The organism is Deinococcus sp. AJ005, from assembly GCF_009017495.1.
In the GTDB taxonomy this organism is placed as follows: Bacteria; Deinococcota; Deinococci; order Deinococcales; family Deinococcaceae; genus Deinococcus.
The window spans coordinates 3239487-3256205 of the sequence record NZ_CP044990.1 but is presented as its reverse complement, the minus strand read 5'-3'; the positions used below and the strand labels follow the sequence as shown (position 1 = coordinate 3256205).

Here is a 16719-nt window from a genome sequence, read left to right as displayed (position 1 = left end):
TTCGGTTTCGGTCAGCCCCGGCGTCAGGGGCTTTCCCGCCGATCTTCCCCCCGTGGTTCTCGCCGACGTGGCGAAGCGCAGGGGAAGTACAAGAGGAACAGCTTAGTGGTCCCAGGCAGACAGAACAAGGGCGGTGGGCACTATTGTCCGGCCTCCGCCCGCACCATCTGACAGGGTTCGAAGCGCAGGGCCAGGAGATGACCCGGAGTCTTGAAGTATTTCTCGTTTCCAGGTTTGTATTCGGTCTAATGTAAGGCCATGCCCAATCTGTGGTGGCGTCCAGTACTGATCGGGGTGGTTTATCTGCTGGCGTGGTACGGGCTGGATGTGGCCTCGCAGCAGTTCGCCACCTCGCCGGAGGTGACGGTGTGGTATCCGGCGGTGGGGCTGGACGTGGTGCTGCTGCTGGTCTTTGGCCTGCGCTTCTGGCCGCTGCTGATCCTGAGCCGACTGGTGCATACCTTTTTCGTGGTGGACACCCTGCCCCCCCTGCCCCTGCTGGGGTACATCGTAATGACGGTGGCCACCACGCTGGCGGCGGCCTATCTGCTGCTGCGTCCATTACACATCGATCCGCGTCTGCCGCGTCTGCGCGACGTGGCGCTGTTCGTGGCGGTGGCGATGCTGGGCGCGCCGCTGGTGATGTCGGCCTTGCAAGTCTTTAACCTGACGGTGGCCGGGCTGCTGTCCACTGGACCTCAGTTGACCGAACGGAGCCTGACCCAGACCTTGCAACTGTGGGCGGGCAGCGCCACTGGTGTCGGGTTGCTGGCCCCCCCGCTGTTGCTGCTGCTGGGGCGCTGGCCGGGGCTGTGGTCGTCCGCCCCCGCACAGGCCCCTGCGTTTCCACCAGAAACCCGGCCCAAATCAGAGGTCTGGCCCTGGGCGCGCGACGCCGCTGTGGCCGCCGTGCTGGTGGTGGCGGCGGTCTGGGCCGGGTACGGCGGGCCGCGCGGCACCACCCTGAATTACAGCTACGCCCTGTTCATCCCGGTGCTGTGGATTGCCACCCGGCACGGCTTTGCCCCCGCCGCCGTGTGCGTGCTGGCCTTGAACGTGGGCGTGGCCCTGCTGACCGGGGGCCGGATCGCGGAAACGAGCGGACTGGCCCTGCAATTCGGGCTGGTCACGGTGACGGTCTCGGGGCTGCTGCTTGGGGCGGTGATCCGTGAGCGGCAGCACCTGAGCGCGCGGCTGGCTTACCTAGCGCTGCACGATCCGCTGACCGGGCTGGGCAACCGCCGCCTGTTTGGCGAGCGTGTGGCGCGGGCGCTGGAGGCGTCCCCGGCCCCCAATGGTCTGGCCGTACTGCTGATGGATTTCGACAATTTCAAGGCCATCAACGACAGCCTGGGCCACAGCGCCGGGGATGAGGTGCTGATCCTGACTGGGCAGCGTCTTCAGGCGGGTGTGCGTCCGGGTGACACGGTGGCCCGGCTGGGCGGAGACGAATTCGCCGTGTTGCTCGAGCATCTGCCTGGCCCCCAGCAGGCCTCCGAGACGGCGGACCGGCTGTTGCGCGCGCTGGAACCCGCGATTTCCGTGCAGGGTCTGGAATTGCAGGTGCGCGCCAGCCTGGGCATCGCGCTGTATGACGATCTGGACGGCGATCTGGGCGGCGGCACACCGCTGGACGGCGAGACCCTGCTGCGAAACGCGGACGTGGCCCTGTACCACGCCAAGGCCCACAGCCGGGGCCGCGCCCAGGTCTTCGACGCCGCCATGCACCGCGAGGTTCTGGAGCGCCTGGAACTGGAGACCGAATTGCGGGCGGCCATCGGCAGCGGCGCGCTGGAGGTCTGGTATCAGCCCGTCGTGGACCTCGGCAGCGGCCACCTGCGGGGTTTCGAGGCCCTGGTGCGCTGGCCCCACCCCACGCGCGGGCTGCTCAGTCCTGAGACCTTCATTCCGCTGGCCGAGGACACCGGCCTGATCGTGCCGCTGGACCGCTGGACGCTACGGACGGCGGCCCATGAGGCTGCCACCTGGCCCGCGCTGCCCGGACGCACGGCCCTGGCGCTGGGCGTCAACCTGACGGCAGCCCAGATGCATCTGCCCGGTCTGGTGGCCGAGGTCCGGGGCGTGCTGGGCCGCAGCGGGCTGGCCCCCGAACGCCTGACGCTGGAGCTGACCGAGAACGTCCTGATGAATGACCGCACGACCACCCTGGACACCATGCGGACGCTGCGTGAACTGGGCGTGGGGCTGGCTCTGGACGATTTTGGCACCGGCTACTCGTCGCTGAGTTACCTGCGCCAGTTTCCGATCAGTGACCTGAAGGTGGACCGCAGCTTTATCGCTGATCTGGACGGCGGCCACACCAGCACGGCGCTGGTGCGGGCGGTGTCCGAACTGGGGCAGGCGTTGGGGCTGACCACCGTGGCCGAGGGCATCGAGACGCCTGAGCAGTTCGCACAGGTTCGGGCGCTGGGCTTCACGCTGGCGCAGGGCTTTTACCTCTCGCCCCCATTGGATGCCGCCGCCGCCCGCGCACTGGCGCAGCAGGCCGGGCCACTGGTGATCATGGAGCCGCCGCCAACAGTGAAAACGGAAGCTGACACGGATTCTGTATGACCTGTTCACCATAACTGGAGCTGCAACATCAGGGTTACCGTAGCGTTATGGAAGAGGGGTCCGCTCCAGCGTCAGAAAACTGAGGTCATATGGGTTGCGCTCATCTGCCGCCCGCTCACGCCGCGCCGTTTCCGTCCACTGGCCCGGCAGTTCAGGGAAAAAGGTATCGCCCCCGATCTCCGCATGGATCAGGGTCAGTTCCACCCGCCCTACCTGTGGCAGATACAGCCGGTAAATCTCCTCGCCGCCGATAATCATGATGTCTGGGCCAGCGGCGGCTTCTAACGCTTCCCCTGACGAGTGGACGACGATACAGCCGGGAGCCTGAAAGTCTGGATTGCGCGTCAGGACGATGTTCTGTCTGTCGGGCAGCGGCCTGCCAATCGAGTCATAGACCTTGCGGCCCATCACCACCGGCTTGCCCACGGTCAGCCGCTTGAAATGCGCCAGATCGGCGGGCAGACGCCACGGCAAGTCGCCATCCTTACCGATCACGCGGTTCTCGGCCATCGCCACCACGAACGTCACGCGTGATTTTTTTGGATGCAGGGTCAAACGGCCACCGTCGCCTTAATGTGTGGGTGCGGCTCGTAGCCTGTGAGCTTAAAGTCCGCGTATTTGAAGTCCAGCAGGTCTTTCACGTCCGGGTTCAGGTGCATGGTGGGCAGCGGCCTGGGGTTACGCGTCAGTTGCTCGCGCGCCTGCTCCAGATGGTTGCTGTACAGATGGCAGTCGCCGCCCGTCCAGACGAAGTCCCCTGGCTGCAAATCACAGACCTGCGCCACCATCATGGTCAGCAGGGCGTAGGAAGCGATGTTGAACGGCACGCCGAGAAACACATCTGCGCTGCGCTGGTAGAGCTGACAGCTCAGGCGTCCATCGGCCACGTAGAACTGAAACAACGCGTGGCACGCGGGCAGGGCCATGTTTTCGATCTCGCCCACATTCCACGCGCTGACGATCAGGCGGCGGGAATCGGGGTTGGTTCTGATCTGATCGACCACCTGCGCGATCTGGTCGATGTGCCGCCCGTCCGGCGTGGGCCAGTTGCGCCACTGCACGCCATACACCGGGCCGAGTTCGCCCTGTTCATCCGCCCACTCGTCCCAGATTTTCACGCCGTTGTCCTGCAAATACCCCACATTGCTGCTGCCCGATAAGAACCACAGCAATTCGTGAATCACGGACTTCAGGTGAATCTTCTTGGTGGTGACCAGTGGAAAGCCGTCCGCCAGATCAAAGCGCATCTGCGCGCCAAAGATGCTGCGGGTGCCCGTGCCGGTGCGGTCTGTTTTCACCGCGCCGTGGTCCAGAATCTGCCGCATCAGGTCGAGGTAGGGCTGCATGGCGAACAGTGTAGAGGAGCGTTCCCACTTCCTTTATGTTCGGCGGCCAGAACAGTATTTGTTCTTACTCTATGGAATGGCATTCTTCCGAAATATCGTGATCGGCCTGATCGGTGGGGCCGTGGGGACGCTGGCGATGGGGCAATACTGGACACGGGTTGCCCCGCTGCTTCAGGGTGATGGGGAAGGCGATCAGAAACCGACGCCGGACCGCCACAGCATCGCGCCGCTGGGGCAGTTGCACGCCCCTGGCGAGAGCAGTACCGCCGCGCTGGGCAGGCTGGCTTACGAGGCCGCCGAGGGCCATACCCCCAGGAAAGACGGCACCCGTACCGCTCTCAGCGAAGGCGTCCACTGGGGCATGGGTGTATTGAACGGCGGGCTATATGGCGCGCTGGCTGGCCCCGATCAGCCTTTCAAGGCCGCCATCTTCGGCGTTGGCCTGTGGGCGCTGATGGACGAGGGACTGGTGCCGCTGATGGGGCTTCAGGACGGTCCCGGTGGGTCCACCCCGAAGGGCCACATCAACCGTCTGGGCGCGCATCTGGCCTACGGCTTGGGGCTGGGATTGACCGCGCTGGCACTGGACAGGGTGCTGCCGAGTAGAGAATAGGCAAAACCCCTCTCCACTTGCAGGAGAGGGGCTGATCTTTCAGAACGGAAGCTGAGGCTCTAGCTTTCCGCCTTCTCACCCTCGCGCACCACGTTCTTCAGGCGCATCAGGATCGCGCCCATGCCGCGCAGGCGCATCGGCGTGATCAGTTCGGACAGGCCCATGTTCATGTAGAAGTCGTCGGGAATGTTCAGGATGGTCTCGGGCGAGGCCCCGTCCAGCGCTTCATGCAGAATGCCCGCGTAGCCGCGCACGGTGGGGGCTTCCTCGGGCACCTTGAAATACATGTTGACGCCGCCGCTCCCGTCCTGCTCGGTCACCAGAAAGAACGGGCTGGTGCATTCGGGGACCGGCTGCATGAATTCCGGGTGTTCCACGTACTTGGCGGGCAGCGGCGGCAGCTTGCGGCTGTATTCCAGCAGGGCTTGCAGGCGCAGCGACTTGGGCGCACTTTTGAACATGCTCACAATGCCCTGGAGCTTGTCAGGGAGAACAGCGCTGGAGGAAGGATCAGAGGTCATGCGTCACTGTACCGCCCCGCCCCGGCCCGCTATGGTGAGGTTTGTCCAGTTGACATGATCGGTCAACTAGTGGTGAAGGTTAGACTCTGGCGAGAAGATCTGAGCAGAGCAACTCTGGAGGTTCAATTTATGGACAGTATTGATTCGGGATATGTAAAAGATGTACTTGTCAACACCGACTGGGTGGCCCAGAACCTGAATACCCCCGGCGTCCGCCTGATTGAAGTGGACGAGGATATTTTGTTGTACGACACCGGCCACATCCCCGGCGCAGTCAAGGTGGACTGGCAGACCGACTTCTGGCATCCAGTGGAGCGCGACTTTATTGGCCCGGATCAGGTGTCGGAGTTGCTGGGACGTCTGGGAATCAAAGAGGGTGACCAGATCATCCTGTACGGCGATAAGAGCAACTGGTGGGCCTCCTACGCGTACTGGTTCCTGTCTTACAGCGGCGTGCAGAACCTCAAGCTGATGAACGGCGGACGTCAGAAATGGATGGCCGAGGAGCGCGAAACCAGTACCGATTACCCCACCATTGAGGCCACCCAGTATCCCCAACTGACCCGTGACGAGAGCCTGCGGGCCTACCGCGACGAGGTCCGGGCGCACCTGGAAAGCGTGCAGGCGGGCAAGGGCGCACTGGTGGATGTCCGCAGCCCCGACGAGTTTTCGGGCAAGGTCACGCACATGGCGAACTATCCGCAAGAAGGCGTGCTGCGCGGCGGCCACATTCCCGGCGCACGCAGCATTCCGTGGGCCAAGGCCACCAACGAGGACGGCACCTTTAAAAGCGCCGACGAGTTGAAGGAGCTGTATGCGGGTGAGGGCGTGACCCCCGATAAGGACGTCATCGCGTACTGCCGGATTGCCGAACGCAGCAGCCACAGTTGGTTTGTGCTGCGCGAGCTGCTGGGCTACCCCAAGGTCCGCAATTACGACGGAAGCTGGACCGAGTGGGGCAACGCGGTGGGCATGCCCATCGAGAAGACCTACAGCGAGGCGTAGGCGTCCGGGCGGGTGGCCCACTGGGGGCAGCAGTGTGTAATTCCCGTCATTCATGCCGCTGGCGGGCAGAATGCCGTGAGATGGCGGGCCGTAACCTGCGGCCATGATATTCGTGGTGGTTGTGGCCGTGTTGCTGCTGGCGGCGTTCTGGTGGCGGGGCAAGGGTCTACGTGGGCTGCGTCCGCCCGGCACCGCCCATCTGGACGAGGAAACCGCCGAGCGGCCCGAACTGGACCCCGCTGCCATCGCCGCTGCCCGCTCCCGCATTTCCCAGGACATTCCCGATGAGGTGCTGTCCGACGTGCTGCTGGACGCCACCCCCGCGCAGGCCGCCCGGATGTTCTCCGCCGTGCCCGCCGCCGTGATGGCCGACGCGCTGGGGTACGGCCACGACACGCAGCAGCCGCGTGCCAGCGCCGCTGAACTGGCCCAGCTTCAGGGAGCGGGTGACAGTGTGGATGACCTGGAAATCTTCAACTTCATCCCCGATGATTTCCCGGCAGAAGGAACACACGGGCGCTGATCCCAACACCTCTGAGTTCAACCACATCTGAAGCAGACTGGAGGCCGCTGAGTGTGGATCTCCAGTTTCTCTTTTTGGTGCTTGAACTGCTGACCGCTAAACTCGGGGTGAATGAATGCTCCTGCGGTCCAGCGCACCCTCGTCCATCTGCGGGATGAGGCGGGCGAAACGCTGCTGACGCTGGACGTGTTGATAAACGGATGGGTGCGGCTGAGTCATCTGGAAGGACAGCCCATCCTCTGTGCTGAGATGATCGAGGATTTGCTGCACGAGGCCGCCACCTCCGGTCTGGACCCCGAACTCCATGCCGCACTGCTGTGGGAGTTGGATTTGCTGGCCTTGCGCGGCGACGGCGGGTGGCAGCCCGGCTGATTCCCGCATGGCCTCCCCACTTTGGAGCTAGGCTAAGCCCCGCATCGACAATCCAAGCCTGCTGCCTCTGCGCGGCGAGTGCCGTTGCCTGTTCCCCGGAGGTTTCCCGCCATGAAAAGATCAGCTCTGTTTTTGACCCTGGCCCTGCTCGTTCCCGCCGCCCACGCCCAACTGGCGGCCTCGGCCCCATCCCAGTCGATCCCTGGCGACGCCCGCCCCGACGCACCCGAGCTGAGCGCACGCGGCCCCTACGCGGTGGGCGTGCGGACGCTGAAGCTGACCAACCCCGGCCAACTGGACATCGTGAATGCGCCCAAGGAAGGCGACGTTCCCCGCTATGACCGCCCGCTCACCGTGGAGGTCTGGTATCCGGCGCAGGGCGACAGCGGTTCGGGCGTCACCACCTACACCGATTTTCTGGGCAGCGGCCCCAATGATCCCAAGCGCCCCAACACGCCGTTCATCACGCTGGGCCGCGCCACCCGCGACGCGCCGCCCGTGGCAGGCAAGGCCCCGTACCCGCTGGTGATCGTGTCTCACGGCTATCCGGGTAGCCGTTACCTGATGACCTACCTGACCGAGAATCTGGCGAGCAAGGGCTACATCGTGGTGGCCATCGATCATACCGACAGCACCACCGCCGACAAGGCCGCCTTTGGCAGCACGCTGCTGAACCGGGCGATAGACGACAACTTCGTGCTGGGCGAGATGGCCCGGCTGGGCGCGGCAGGCAGCGGCTCACCGCTGAGCGGCCTGATCAACGCCGACGATACCGCGCTGGTGGGCTACAGCATGGGCGGCTACGGCGCACTGAACGCGGCTGGAGCGGGTTACGGCCCGGAAATGGGGCCGTTGATTCCCGGCGACGCGCTCAAGGTGCGCGAGGTCGGCAATTTCAAGGTGGACCCGCGCATCAAGGCCGTGGTGGCCTTCGCGCCGTGGGGTGGCGACGCCGCCGTGAAGAGCATCGGCGTCAATTTTGGCGGCAAGTACGGTTTCTGGAACGACGACGGACTGGCTGGCCTGAAGGTCCCCACCATGTTCGTGGTGGGCAGCCGTGACGACGTGGCCTTCTACGAGGGCGGTGTGAAGCCGCTGTTTGAAAACGCCGTGAACGCCGAGCGCTACATGCTGGTCTACGAGAACGCCTCGCACAACGCCGCGCCCAACCCGCCCCCCGCCGCGTCCATCAACAGCTTCGACGACTACATGCACTACGCCGAACCCGCCTGGGACATGGGCCGCCTGAACAACATCAACCAGCATTTCGTGACGGCCTTCCTGGACTGGAAACTGAAGGGCAAGACGGAAGACGCCGCCTACCTGAACGTGCCCACCCCCCTGTCCAACGACATCAAGGTGAGCCGCAACGCCGATGGCACGCCGAAGGCCGACGACACCTCCTGGAAGGGCTTCAAGGACCGCACCGCGCGGGGAATGGAGCTGTACAAGATGATGCCCAAATAAGGGTTATGGAGAATCAGGGGCGCGGCATTGCACTTGCCGCGCCCCTCTCCTATGTTCTGCCCTGCTTTCAGCCCCTCTCAACTTTTCCTGACCTCTGTGGCCCATGCTGGGGCATGACGAAAAACGATTCCGAGGGTGAGCAAGGTACTCAGCCCACCCTCCACACGCCTGAAGGCTTGCCCCAGCGCACGCTGCCGGAAGTTCCGGCCCCCACAGGCGACGGCATGAGCGCCGGGGAGGTCACGGGTCTGCTGGGCGGCGACGCCTCCATGACCGAGGCGAATCTGGCACTGGAAACGGAGGAGGGAGTGGACCCGACGGCAGAAAGCTGAGCGCCGTATTCTGGAGCCATGCAAACAGTGGCCCAACTGCGGGAGGCGTGCGCGTGGCTGGCCTGCTCGCAGGAAACCTTTCCCTTCGGCCCTACGACGCTGGTCTGGAAGGTGGGCGGTAAGGTCTATGGGTTGAGCGACATCTCGGCGGACCCGCTCACGCTGTCGCTCAAGGTGCGCCCTGAGCGGGGTGACGATCTGCGCGCCGCCCACGCGGCCATCGTTCCCGGCTACCATCTGAACAAACGCCACTGGGTCACGCTGACGCTGGACGGCAGCCTGCCGGATGTGCTGGTGGGCGAACTGCTGGAGGGCAGTCACGCGCTGGTGGTGGCAGGCCTGACACGGGCGGCGCGGGCGGAACTGGGCCTGACTTCAGCGCCGTGAATCCCCGCCGCCGCGTCCGGCTGGCCCGTAGTCTGGGTCTGGGCGGGCTGTGGCTGGCCGCCGTGCTGGTGCTGGCGATGTGGGTGGGCGTCTTCGCGGCGCTGATTCCAGCCCGCGCCGCGCTGGAGCGTGCGGACTGGCAGCTTCAGACGCTGGAAACCCGGCTGGCCGACGCGCAGGCCACCCTTGCGCCGTTTGATCCGCTGGCCGACCCGCAGACGCTGGCGGCGGTGGGGGCGCTGAACAGGCTGGCCGAGGGCGCACGCGCCGCGCCGTTTCTGGATCTGGCCTTTGGCAAGGAGGCGCTGAATACCGCCGTGACCCTGACCGCCGGGTGGGAGGACGCCCTGAGAACCCGCCCGCCCATGCCTGAGCTGGCCGAGGCCCGTGAATCGGCGGCGGCGTGGCGACAGACCGTGGAGCGCAGCGGGCGCAGGCTGACACTGGGGGTATAGGGTACTATGCCTGGGCTTCACGTTGCTGGGCGCGTGGTTCGCGGCGGGGCAGTGGGCGCTGTACAGACTTTCGCAGGACGCGCTGGCCGGGGGTCTGGGTGGGCCGCAGCGGTAGAACTGCATGTCTTGACCGCGCGCATGCTTGAATGATCGCCTCAACCCCTCAAGGAGGCCCAGCCATGACCAGCGCCGCGTCCGTCCCCTCTGTCCGCCGGGTTCCGATCGACCTTCTGACCGTGGTTTCCATCGCTTTCCTAGCCTACCTGCTGGGCACCGCGCTCCATGAGCATCTGGGACATGCCGTGAGTTGTCTGGCCCTGGGCGGCACCCTGCGCGAACTGGGCGCGTTTTATGTGGACTGTTCTTACGGCGGGATGTCGGATCTGGGTATCCGGCTGGTGGCGCTGGCCGGGCCGCTGGTCAGCCTGCTGACGGGGTTGGTCTGCTTCGCGGTTCTGCGCGCTGGCCGGGTGACCTCGCCCCATCTGATTTTTTTTCTGTGGCTGCTCGGTTCGGTGGGGGCGCTGACGGCCAGCGGCTACCTGCTCTTCTCCGGTGTAACGGGTCTGGGCGATTTCGGCACCAGTCGGGACGGCGCGGCCTATGAACTGTCTCCCGAGTGGCTGTGGCGCACACTGCTGGTGGCGCTGGGCGTGGCCGCCTACACCCTGAGCGTGCGCGTCATGCTGGCCCGAATGGGCGCAGTCATCGGTGGAGAGGGGGTGGCGCGTGTCCGGCACGCCCAGCGCCTGTCTCTGACCAGTTATCTGGCAGGTGGAGTGGTGTCGGTGCTGGTGGGCCTGTTCAACCCGCTGGGGCTGGTGATCGTGTTGACCTCTGCTGCTGCTGCCAGCCTGGGCGGTACCTCTGGGCTGGCGTGGACCATGCAGTTCATGAACCGCCACGTCCAGAGCAGCCAGCCGCCGCTGGCGCTGCCCCGCAACTGGGCCTGGACCCTTGGCGGACTGCTGTTCACACTGCTGTACGCGGTCTTTCTGGGGCCGTCTATCCGGCTGCGGTAAGGGCAAAAAGCTCTGGCTTCTCTCCAACCTTACCCGCAGATTGGACCGCCGCCAGACACCTGACCCCGATGAGCATTCAGCGTTTCTCCAGCCGCACCACCATCATCTGCTCGTGGTGGGCCACCAGTTCGCCGCCGCCGTATTCCAGCCCAGCCGCCTGCCGTTCAGACTCGCTCAGGGCGTCGGCATGGGCACGCAGGCGTTCCACAGTTTCGGGTGTGCAACCGGACTGCGCCGTCCACCATGCGAAGTCCAGGCGATACGGGACCAGCGTATGCGGCGTCCACACGAAGCCCGCCTCCTGCGCCAGCTTCCGCCACGCCTCCACGGTGCGCTGGGCGTGGTGGCTAGGATCGCGCAGGGTCTGGTATTCGTCCATCCACACTTGCACGGCGGGGGTGGGGCTGATTTGATCGGCCACCACCAGCCGCCCGCCGCCTTCCAGCACGCGAAACGCCTCGGCCAGAAAGCGGTCCAGATTCAGAAAGTGGTGCGGGGCATGGCGCGACGTGACCAGCGTGAAAGAGGCGTCGGGGAAGGGAATGTCCTCAGCGCTGCCCACCACGAAGCTGGCGTTAGTCTGCACGTCGTCCTGGGCGCGTTGCCGGGCGTGGGCCAGCATCCCCTCGGCCAGATCCAGGCCCACGACTTCCTTCACGAAAGGAGCCAGGGCGTGCGCCGTATTGCCCGTCCCCGTCGCCACATCCAGCGCGCGGTCCTGCGGTGTGGGTGCGGAGTAGTCCAGTAGCACGGGCAGGCTGGGGCCGTGCCTGTGGACCTCGCTGGCGGCGTACTTGCTGGCGTGGGCGTTGAATTGATTGCTGGACGAGGAAGTGGACATGAGCCGATTGTGCGCGGCCCTGGCCCATGACTTCAAATCATGGCTGCTGCTGGGCGGTATAACAGAACCTGATGGCAATGGCGGAGGCGTTCCGGGTGTTCGTGGCGATTTACCGGGCTGGCAGTGTCAGCGGCGCGGCCCGCGAGCGGCACCTGACCCAGCCTGCGGTCAGCGCCCAGTTGGCCGCACTGGAGGCCCGCGTGGGCGAGGCGCTGTTCATCCGCACGCCGCGCGGCGTGACGCCCACCGAACGTGGCAAGCTGCTGTATGCCGCCGTGGCGGACGCGGTGGACCGGCTGAACAACGTGGCCCGTGGCCTGCGCGTGTCACGCCCCATCCTGGTCGACACGCCGCTGCGGCTGGGCAGCACGCCGGAATTCCTGCACGGCCACGTTCTGCCGCGCCTGGAAGGCTGGGAACAGCCCCTGCACCTCAGCTTCGGCGAGGCGCGCGGTCTGCTGGAGCGCGTGGAGGCTGGAACGCTGGACGCCGCGCTGGTCAGCGTTGCGGTCCAGGGCCGCGCCCTGAGCGAGAGGGCACTGGCCGGGGTGCCATATGTCTTGATCGGCCCACCCGACTGGCCCGCGCCGGAGATGCCGCTGGGCAGTCTGGCGGGGTGGCTCAATGCCCGTCCCTGGGTCAGCTCCAGCGTGGAATTGCCTGTGACGCGGCGATTCTTTCTGGGTGTTCTGGGCGAGCGGTTCGCGGCCCGGCAGATGCTGGTGGCCCCCGATCTGCGCGCGGTGGTGGGCGCGGCAGAGGTGGGACTGGGGGCCACGCTGGTGCCGCTGTTCGCGGTGCAGGACGCCCTGGAACGGGGCCGCGTGCGCGAACTGTGGAATGTCCGCCCGCTGATCGCCCCCGAGCGCTGGCGCATGGCCTACCGCGTGGCCGACGAGGACCGGGCAGACCTGCGGGCGCTTGCTGGACGGCTGGTTCAGGCCGGATAGACGAAATCGCCGCTCTGTTCGTACAGGACGGCGACTTCGCCTAGAAAAAAATCAGTTCAGGGTTTTGATGTGGGCCAGCACGTCGGCGATCTGGGTATCGCTGAGCTGGGCGTCGGCGAAACGGGGCATCACGGCGCTCAGTTCACGGCCCTCGGGCAGTTTGCCCTCACGCAGCACGGTGGTGAACTGGGCCAGTGTCCAGCCTTTCGGCCCCTGATCGGTGACCAGGCTGGGGCCGATGCCGCCGCCGCCGCCCGCACCGTGGCAACCCGCGCAGTTGCTGGCGAAGATGGTGGTGCCCGCCGCAGCGTCACCCTTGGCGGCGTTGGGGGTGGGCGCGGCGTCTGCCGTGCCGCCCGCAGCCACCGGTTCTGCCGCCCCGTTGGTGTCCTGCTGGGCTGGGTCACCAGTGGTATTTTCCGCCACGGCGGGAGACTGCGCGGCGGGCAAGGTGCCGCCGCTGCTCTGGTTGTCGGCGGGGGTTTCGGTGGTGGGAGCGTTGGTGTCGGCGGTTCCTTCGGTGCCAGACATCTCCGGGGTGGCCGAGCTGCTGGGGGAAGCACCGGCGGTCTGCGCGGCGGCGGTGGGCGCTTTGGCGGTCTCGCCTGGGGCGGCCATCAGCCGGGGGGTGGCGATCAGCAGGGTGATCCCCAGGACCGCGCCCAGGGTCACGCCCGCCATCCAGGAAGCCAGACTGCCCTCGACCCAGGGGTCACGGCGGCGCTTGGGGTGCGTTCGGTTCATGGCCCCCAGCATACGCTGGGAGGACCGGGACGTGCCGCCCCCAGCTCTTTTAGGCGGCCTTTAAGCAGGTGTCCAGCAGAACAGATTGTGGGCTGGATGGTGGCCCCGTCTGCCGCAATCCCTGGTTCAGAGGGCCTGCTGCTAGAGGCACATTCCGCCGTACCCGCTGTTGCTGCCAGACGCTGTTGCCTCTAGAACAGCGCCTCGGGTGGGGCGTCACGGTCTTCCTCGGGCCACCACTGACGTGCGGACAGATCGCAGCGCCCGGAGGCGTCGAAACTCACGCCCTCGGCACTCAGCAGGCGCTCCTGAAGATCACCAAAGCCCAGCTTGTGGGTGCTGACACGGCCCTGCGCGTTGATGACCCGCTGCCACGGCAGATCGGCCCCCGCCCCGTCCTGGCCGCCCATCAGGCCGTTCATGACATGGCCCGCCTGCCGCGCCGCGCCGGGATGCCCGGCCAGCAGTGCCAACTGGCCGTAGGTCATGACCCGGCCCGGCGGAATGCGTGCCACCAGGGCCAGAATCCGCGCCTGGAACTCGCCAGAGACCCCGGTGGTCCCCGGTTCTCCAGGCATCTATTTGCCCGCGCCGCCCACCGCGCCGCCGTCCACGATGCCTGACACCAGCGCCTCACGGATGCCCTGCGCGATGCCCAACGCCACGCGGTCCCGGTAATTGGTGTCCTGCAAATTCAGACCGTCGACGGGATGGCTGGTGTAGCCGATCTCGATCAGCGCGGCGGGAATGCGGCTGTTGCGCAGCACCGCCAGCGACTGGCTGTTCTTGAGACCCTGTGAGAACGCCCCGGTTTCGCTCACCACGTTGGTCTGGAGCAGTGCCGCCAGACTGCTGGACAGCGGATGGTTGGGATTCCACCACGTCTCGACGCCGTAGCCGCGCAGGGCGCTGCGGGCGTCCATCGCGTTGACGTGGATGCTCACGAACAACTGCGTGCCGGGGGTGCCCAGCTTGGCGCGCATGGTCAGGTCGGTGTTCTTGTCGGGATTCAGTGCGCCGTCCCGGTCACGGGTCAGGACCACATCCACGCCAGCGGCGCGCAGCAGGGCGGCCACACGCAGGGCCACGTCCAGCACCACTTCCTTCTCGATCACCGCTCCCACCGCGCCGGGATCCCTGCCGCCGTGGCCGGGATCGATCACCACGCGCGGGCGCGTGTAACTGGCACTCAGGGCCAGAATCGCCATGCCGCGCGCCGCCGGGATGGCGGGTACGGCGGCCAGCAGTTTTTGCTCGGGCAGGAGTGGAGTCAGATCGGCCAGCGCGGGCGACAGGTCGATGGCCAGCCGCGACAGGTCGCCGCTGGCGGGCGGCAGCAACTGGGCACGCCAACCACTGCGGGCGGTGGTGGGCGCGGCGGTCAGCAGCGTGAAGACAGCCCCGCTCAGCGTCGATTCGGCCCGCCAGGAGCGCAGTTCCGGGCTGATGTTCTGCGCCACCTGCGGGACCACGCTGACGCCGCTGAGTTCCACGCGCAGGCCGATGCCCCCCGGCACGATCCGGTAGGTGGTCCCCGGCGGCAGGTCCAGCACCACCCGCGTCTGCCCCGGATTCTTGCCGATGCGCGGCGGCGACAGCATCGCGCCCCTGGCCGTGCCCGGTACCTGACCGCTCAGGGCGCTGGGGGTTTCGGGATTCGCGCCGGGCAGCGCGGGCGCGGGCGGCAGCGGGCCACCAGGCGCGGGCGTGACATCGTCGCCGGGCGGGGTGGCCTGGACTGGATTGGCCTGCGTTGGGATGACCTGTGCCGGAACGGCGCGCGGCACCGAGAGGGCCACCGGAGGAGTCAGTTTGGGGCTTGTGGCCACCGGGGCCAGGGGAGGAGCCGCCGGAATTGCCGCCGAGGGCGCGCTGCCCTGTGCCACCGTGCGGACCTGTTTGCCCAGTTCTGCGCTGGCCCCACCCGTCAGGGACGCAGCGAAATCCAGAATCAGCACCCGCCCACCCGTGCCGATGGTGGTTTCGGTGGCCTGCCACCCCCCAGTCAGTGACAGCGGATAGGGCGTGATCAGCGTGGCCTGTCCGCCCCCGGCGCGGTACTCGTTGACACTGTCGCCCAGCTTGCCGGACACGGTGGGGATCACCCGCGCGCCCTGGATATCCAGTCGCAACCCGGTAAAGGTGGGGGTCAGGGTGTAGCTGACGCCAGTGGGTAGATCAAAGACCACGCGCGTAATGCTGCCGTTCTGGCTGGAACGGGGCGACCCGAAAGCGGCGTCCTGAACGCCTGTCAGATTGATGGGGGCCGGGGCCGCGACGGGCGTGCCCCGCAACACGGGCGCGGCCTGCGCCGGAACCTCGCGTATAAAGGGGTCGCTGCTCTGCGCCAAGTTTGATTGTGCCGGGTTTGCTTGTGCCAGACCGGTTCCAGCGACCCCTAGAAGCAGGGCAGATGAGAAAAGAATAATCTTCTGCTTCATGACTCTTCCCACTATTCAATGTTTCAGGTGAGAAAGGACGCTCTGGCACTCATAGAACGCGGATTGCTTCCAGCGTGAAGAATCTCATTGAGGTCCCATCTGGCGGGTTTTCAGGGTGTGACGGGCGCGTTGAATGTCATGGCCCCCTCCGAGAACAGCCGATTCCAGGTGGCACGGTCCACCGCCCCGGTGATGGGCAGCCCGGCAGCCCTCTGAAAAACGCGCACGGTCTGCGTGGTCGCCGGGCCATACCAGCCGTCGCCCTGCCCGGCGCGCTGCGGGCGCATCAGCGCGATCAGGCGGTTCTGCACTGCCAGCACGTCGGGGCCGTGAAGCCTGTCGTTCTGCAATTTCAGCGTGCGGCCAAACGGCACGGGCGCGAGGTCTGGTGTGGCCGGGGCCGGAGCCGGGGCGGTGGGCGCTGGGGTGACTGCCTGTGTCTGGGCTGGCGGGCTGGCCTCTGCCGTGGGGGACGGCGCGGGCACGGTGGTGACTGGAGGGGCGGGTGTCAGGATCACAACGCCGATCCGGGTGGCCCCGGCGGGTGCGTCCCCGGATGGCCCGGCCTGTGCCTGTGTAACCTGTGCCTGCGCGGATTCATCCTGGGCGGGTGGCAGGTCCAGGTACACCAGTGTCTGGGTGCGTCCGTCTGGGTCTGGCTGGAGACGCAGGTAGACGTACCCGCCCGCCGTTTTCAGCCAGTTGTAGACGCTGCGCTGCTCATCGCGGCTGCGCCACACGCTGTACAGATCGTCTGCCAGCGCCGCATTCAGTTTCAGGCGCGCGTCTTCCACGCCGTCTGACACGCCCACACACTGCTTTTCGGGCAGGCCGATTCCGGCAAAACTGGAGGGGCAATCCCGCAGCACGCCGCCCAGCGTCTGGGCCGTCTGGAGGGCTGCCGCTTTCAGATCTGCCCCACCCGGCGCGGCTCCGGCAATGGCGGTCAGCAGGGCGAAAGCCAGGGTGTGGACGCGCTTCATGTCCGTAGTCCTAGCACGCGCAGGCTGACGGTGGCTGAGTGCCGTGCTGACTTCTGGTTGATCGGACGCCCTTTCAGTCCCGGCCCTCGCGCGCTGAAAGCCACGGGTTCAGATTGGGCATCATGACCAATTCTCAGGCAGAG

Annotated in this window: 19 protein-coding genes; 11 read left to right on the top strand and 8 right to left on the bottom strand. The window is 66.4% G+C overall.

The genetic code is table 11. The annotated features are described in order from the left end of the window. The first annotated feature begins 258 nt into the window (after positions 1 to 258). A complete protein-coding gene (locus DAAJ005_RS17635; RefSeq protein ID WP_151848236.1) occupies positions 259 to 2574 on the top strand; it encodes a bifunctional diguanylate cyclase/phosphodiesterase in 2316 nt (771 codons plus the stop codon). Between the two features lie 45 nt (positions 2575 to 2619). Here DAAJ005_RS17635 and DAAJ005_RS17630 read toward each other — a convergent pair whose 3' ends face one another. Together DAAJ005_RS17630 and DAAJ005_RS17625 are read right to left on the bottom strand one after the other, a co-directional pair. Then, positions 2620 to 3129 (bottom strand): dihydrofolate reductase, encoded by a 510-nt coding sequence (locus DAAJ005_RS17630; protein WP_226342519.1) that lies wholly within the window; start codon positions 3127 to 3129, stop codon positions 2620 to 2622. Continuing rightward, the gene (locus DAAJ005_RS17625) at positions 3126 to 3920 is read right to left on the bottom strand and encodes a thymidylate synthase (protein ID WP_151848235.1); all 795 of its coding nucleotides are present in this window, start codon (positions 3918 to 3920) and stop codon (positions 3126 to 3128) included. Before DAAJ005_RS17625 ends, DAAJ005_RS17630 begins: the two co-directional genes overlap by 4 nt. A 76-nt stretch (positions 3921 to 3996) precedes the next feature. Between DAAJ005_RS17625 and DAAJ005_RS17620 the strand changes: the two genes are divergently transcribed. Further along, positions 3997 to 4533, top strand: coding sequence for a hypothetical protein (locus tag DAAJ005_RS17620; protein ID WP_151848234.1), 537 nt, complete (start codon positions 3997 to 3999; stop codon positions 4531 to 4533). A 59-nt stretch (positions 4534 to 4592) separates the two neighbouring features. Here the strand turns inward: DAAJ005_RS17620 and DAAJ005_RS17615 are convergent, their stop codons facing one another. Continuing rightward, a complete protein-coding gene (locus DAAJ005_RS17615) occupies positions 4593 to 5054 on the bottom strand; it encodes a SufE family protein (RefSeq protein WP_151848233.1) in 462 nt (153 codons plus the stop codon). 129 nt (positions 5055 to 5183) lie between these two features. Between DAAJ005_RS17615 and DAAJ005_RS17610 the strand changes: the two genes are divergently transcribed. The 8 genes from DAAJ005_RS17610 (at position 5184) to DAAJ005_RS17575 (ending at position 10617) form a co-directional block, all read left to right on the top strand. Next, complete coding sequence (locus DAAJ005_RS17610) at positions 5184 to 6059, top strand: sulfurtransferase (RefSeq protein WP_151848232.1); 876 nt, start codon at positions 5184 to 5186, stop codon at positions 6057 to 6059. A gap of 103 nt (positions 6060 to 6162) precedes the next feature. Further along, positions 6163 to 6582, top strand: a complete 420-nt coding sequence (locus tag DAAJ005_RS17605) for a hypothetical protein (protein WP_151848231.1) — start codon at positions 6163 to 6165, stop codon at positions 6580 to 6582. A gap of 111 nt (positions 6583 to 6693) precedes the next feature. Next, positions 6694 to 6954 carry a hypothetical protein gene (locus tag DAAJ005_RS17600; protein WP_151848230.1) on the top strand — a complete coding sequence of 87 codons (261 nt, stop codon included), beginning with the start codon at positions 6694 to 6696 and terminating at the stop codon, positions 6952 to 6954. Positions 6955 to 7065: 111 nt separating this feature from the next. After that, positions 7066 to 8421 carry a dienelactone hydrolase gene (locus DAAJ005_RS17595; protein ID WP_151848229.1) on the top strand — a complete coding sequence of 452 codons (1356 nt, stop codon included), beginning with the start codon at positions 7066 to 7068 and terminating at the stop codon, positions 8419 to 8421. A 113-nt stretch (positions 8422 to 8534) separates the two neighbouring features. After that, positions 8535 to 8753, top strand: coding sequence for a hypothetical protein (locus tag DAAJ005_RS17590; protein WP_151848228.1), 219 nt, complete (start codon positions 8535 to 8537; stop codon positions 8751 to 8753). 18 nt (positions 8754 to 8771) lie between these two features. Then, positions 8772 to 9140: an MmcQ/YjbR family DNA-binding protein gene (locus tag DAAJ005_RS17585; protein WP_151848227.1), complete on the top strand. Its 369-nt coding sequence runs from the start codon at positions 8772 to 8774 to the stop codon at positions 9138 to 9140. Beyond that, positions 9137 to 9595, top strand: a complete 459-nt coding sequence (locus DAAJ005_RS17580; protein WP_151848226.1) for a hypothetical protein — start codon at positions 9137 to 9139, stop codon at positions 9593 to 9595. The genes DAAJ005_RS17585 and DAAJ005_RS17580 overlap by 4 nt, the downstream gene beginning before the upstream one ends. A gap of 179 nt (positions 9596 to 9774) precedes the next feature. Continuing rightward, positions 9775 to 10617 (top strand): hypothetical protein, encoded by an 843-nt coding sequence (locus DAAJ005_RS17575; RefSeq protein ID WP_151848225.1) that lies wholly within the window; start codon positions 9775 to 9777, stop codon positions 10615 to 10617. A gap of 76 nt (positions 10618 to 10693) precedes the next feature. On the opposite strand, the gene DAAJ005_RS17570 is transcribed toward DAAJ005_RS17575, so the two are convergent. Further along, positions 10694 to 11458, bottom strand: a complete 765-nt coding sequence (locus tag DAAJ005_RS17570; protein WP_151848224.1) for a class I SAM-dependent methyltransferase — start codon at positions 11456 to 11458, stop codon at positions 10694 to 10696. Between the two features lie 71 nt (positions 11459 to 11529). Between DAAJ005_RS17570 and DAAJ005_RS17565 the strand changes: the two genes are divergently transcribed. Next, positions 11530 to 12408: a LysR family transcriptional regulator gene (locus DAAJ005_RS17565; RefSeq protein ID WP_151848223.1), complete on the top strand. Its 879-nt coding sequence runs from the start codon at positions 11530 to 11532 to the stop codon at positions 12406 to 12408. Positions 12409 to 12459: 51 nt separating this feature from the next. On the opposite strand, the gene DAAJ005_RS17560 is transcribed toward DAAJ005_RS17565, so the two are convergent. From DAAJ005_RS17560 to DAAJ005_RS17545, 4 genes are all read right to left on the bottom strand, one after another. Then, entirely contained in the window at positions 12460 to 13152 is a 693-nt protein-coding gene (locus DAAJ005_RS17560; RefSeq protein ID WP_151848222.1) for a c-type cytochrome, read from the bottom strand. A gap of 191 nt (positions 13153 to 13343) precedes the next feature. Next, on the bottom strand, positions 13344 to 13730 hold the full coding sequence (locus tag DAAJ005_RS17555) for an MGMT family protein (RefSeq protein WP_151848221.1): 387 nt from the start codon (positions 13728 to 13730) through the stop codon (positions 13344 to 13346). Further along, entirely contained in the window at positions 13731 to 15593 is a 1863-nt protein-coding gene (locus DAAJ005_RS17550; RefSeq protein ID WP_151848220.1) for an N-acetylmuramoyl-L-alanine amidase, read from the bottom strand. A gap of 110 nt (positions 15594 to 15703) precedes the next feature. Continuing rightward, positions 15704 to 16576 carry a peptidoglycan-binding protein gene (locus DAAJ005_RS17545; RefSeq protein WP_151848219.1) on the bottom strand — a complete coding sequence of 291 codons (873 nt, stop codon included), beginning with the start codon at positions 16574 to 16576 and terminating at the stop codon, positions 15704 to 15706. Between the last annotated feature and the right edge of the window lie 143 nt (positions 16577 to 16719).

What these genes read in the sequence shown, in the direction of transcription:
- DAAJ005_RS17635 (WP_151848236.1), top strand. Translation starts at nt 259, where the DNA reads ATGCCCAATCTGTGGTGGCGTCCAGTACTGATCGGGGTGGTTTATCTG.
- DAAJ005_RS17590 (WP_151848228.1), top strand. Translation starts at nt 8,535, where the DNA reads ATGACGAAAAACGATTCCGAGGGTGAGCAAGGTACTCAGCCCACCCTC.
- DAAJ005_RS17570 (WP_151848224.1), bottom strand. Translation starts at nt 11,458, where the DNA reads ATGTCCACTTCCTCGTCCAGCAATCAATTCAACGCCCACGCCAGCAAG.
- DAAJ005_RS17555 (WP_151848221.1), bottom strand. Translation starts at nt 13,730, where the DNA reads ATGCCTGGAGAACCGGGGACCACCGGGGTCTCTGGCGAGTTCCAGGCG.
- DAAJ005_RS17600 (WP_151848230.1), top strand. Translation starts at nt 6,694, where the DNA reads ATGAATGCTCCTGCGGTCCAGCGCACCCTCGTCCATCTGCGGGATGAG.
- DAAJ005_RS17565 (WP_151848223.1), top strand. Translation starts at nt 11,530, where the DNA reads ATGGCAATGGCGGAGGCGTTCCGGGTGTTCGTGGCGATTTACCGGGCT.
- DAAJ005_RS17585 (WP_151848227.1), top strand. Translation starts at nt 8,772, where the DNA reads ATGCAAACAGTGGCCCAACTGCGGGAGGCGTGCGCGTGGCTGGCCTGC.
- DAAJ005_RS17575 (WP_151848225.1), top strand. Translation starts at nt 9,775, where the DNA reads ATGACCAGCGCCGCGTCCGTCCCCTCTGTCCGCCGGGTTCCGATCGAC.
- DAAJ005_RS17620 (WP_151848234.1), top strand. Translation starts at nt 3,997, where the DNA reads ATGGCATTCTTCCGAAATATCGTGATCGGCCTGATCGGTGGGGCCGTG.
- DAAJ005_RS17560 (WP_151848222.1), bottom strand. Translation starts at nt 13,152, where the DNA reads ATGAACCGAACGCACCCCAAGCGCCGCCGTGACCCCTGGGTCGAGGGC.
- DAAJ005_RS17615 (WP_151848233.1), bottom strand. Translation starts at nt 5,054, where the DNA reads ATGACCTCTGATCCTTCCTCCAGCGCTGTTCTCCCTGACAAGCTCCAG.
- DAAJ005_RS17550 (WP_151848220.1), bottom strand. Translation starts at nt 15,593, where the DNA reads ATGAAGCAGAAGATTATTCTTTTCTCATCTGCCCTGCTTCTAGGGGTC.
- DAAJ005_RS17610 (WP_151848232.1), top strand. Translation starts at nt 5,184, where the DNA reads ATGGACAGTATTGATTCGGGATATGTAAAAGATGTACTTGTCAACACC.
- DAAJ005_RS17595 (WP_151848229.1), top strand. Translation starts at nt 7,066, where the DNA reads ATGAAAAGATCAGCTCTGTTTTTGACCCTGGCCCTGCTCGTTCCCGCC.
- DAAJ005_RS17545 (WP_151848219.1), bottom strand. Translation starts at nt 16,576, where the DNA reads ATGAAGCGCGTCCACACCCTGGCTTTCGCCCTGCTGACCGCCATTGCC.
- DAAJ005_RS17605 (WP_151848231.1), top strand. Translation starts at nt 6,163, where the DNA reads ATGATATTCGTGGTGGTTGTGGCCGTGTTGCTGCTGGCGGCGTTCTGG.
- DAAJ005_RS17625 (WP_151848235.1), bottom strand. Translation starts at nt 3,920, where the DNA reads ATGCAGCCCTACCTCGACCTGATGCGGCAGATTCTGGACCACGGCGCG.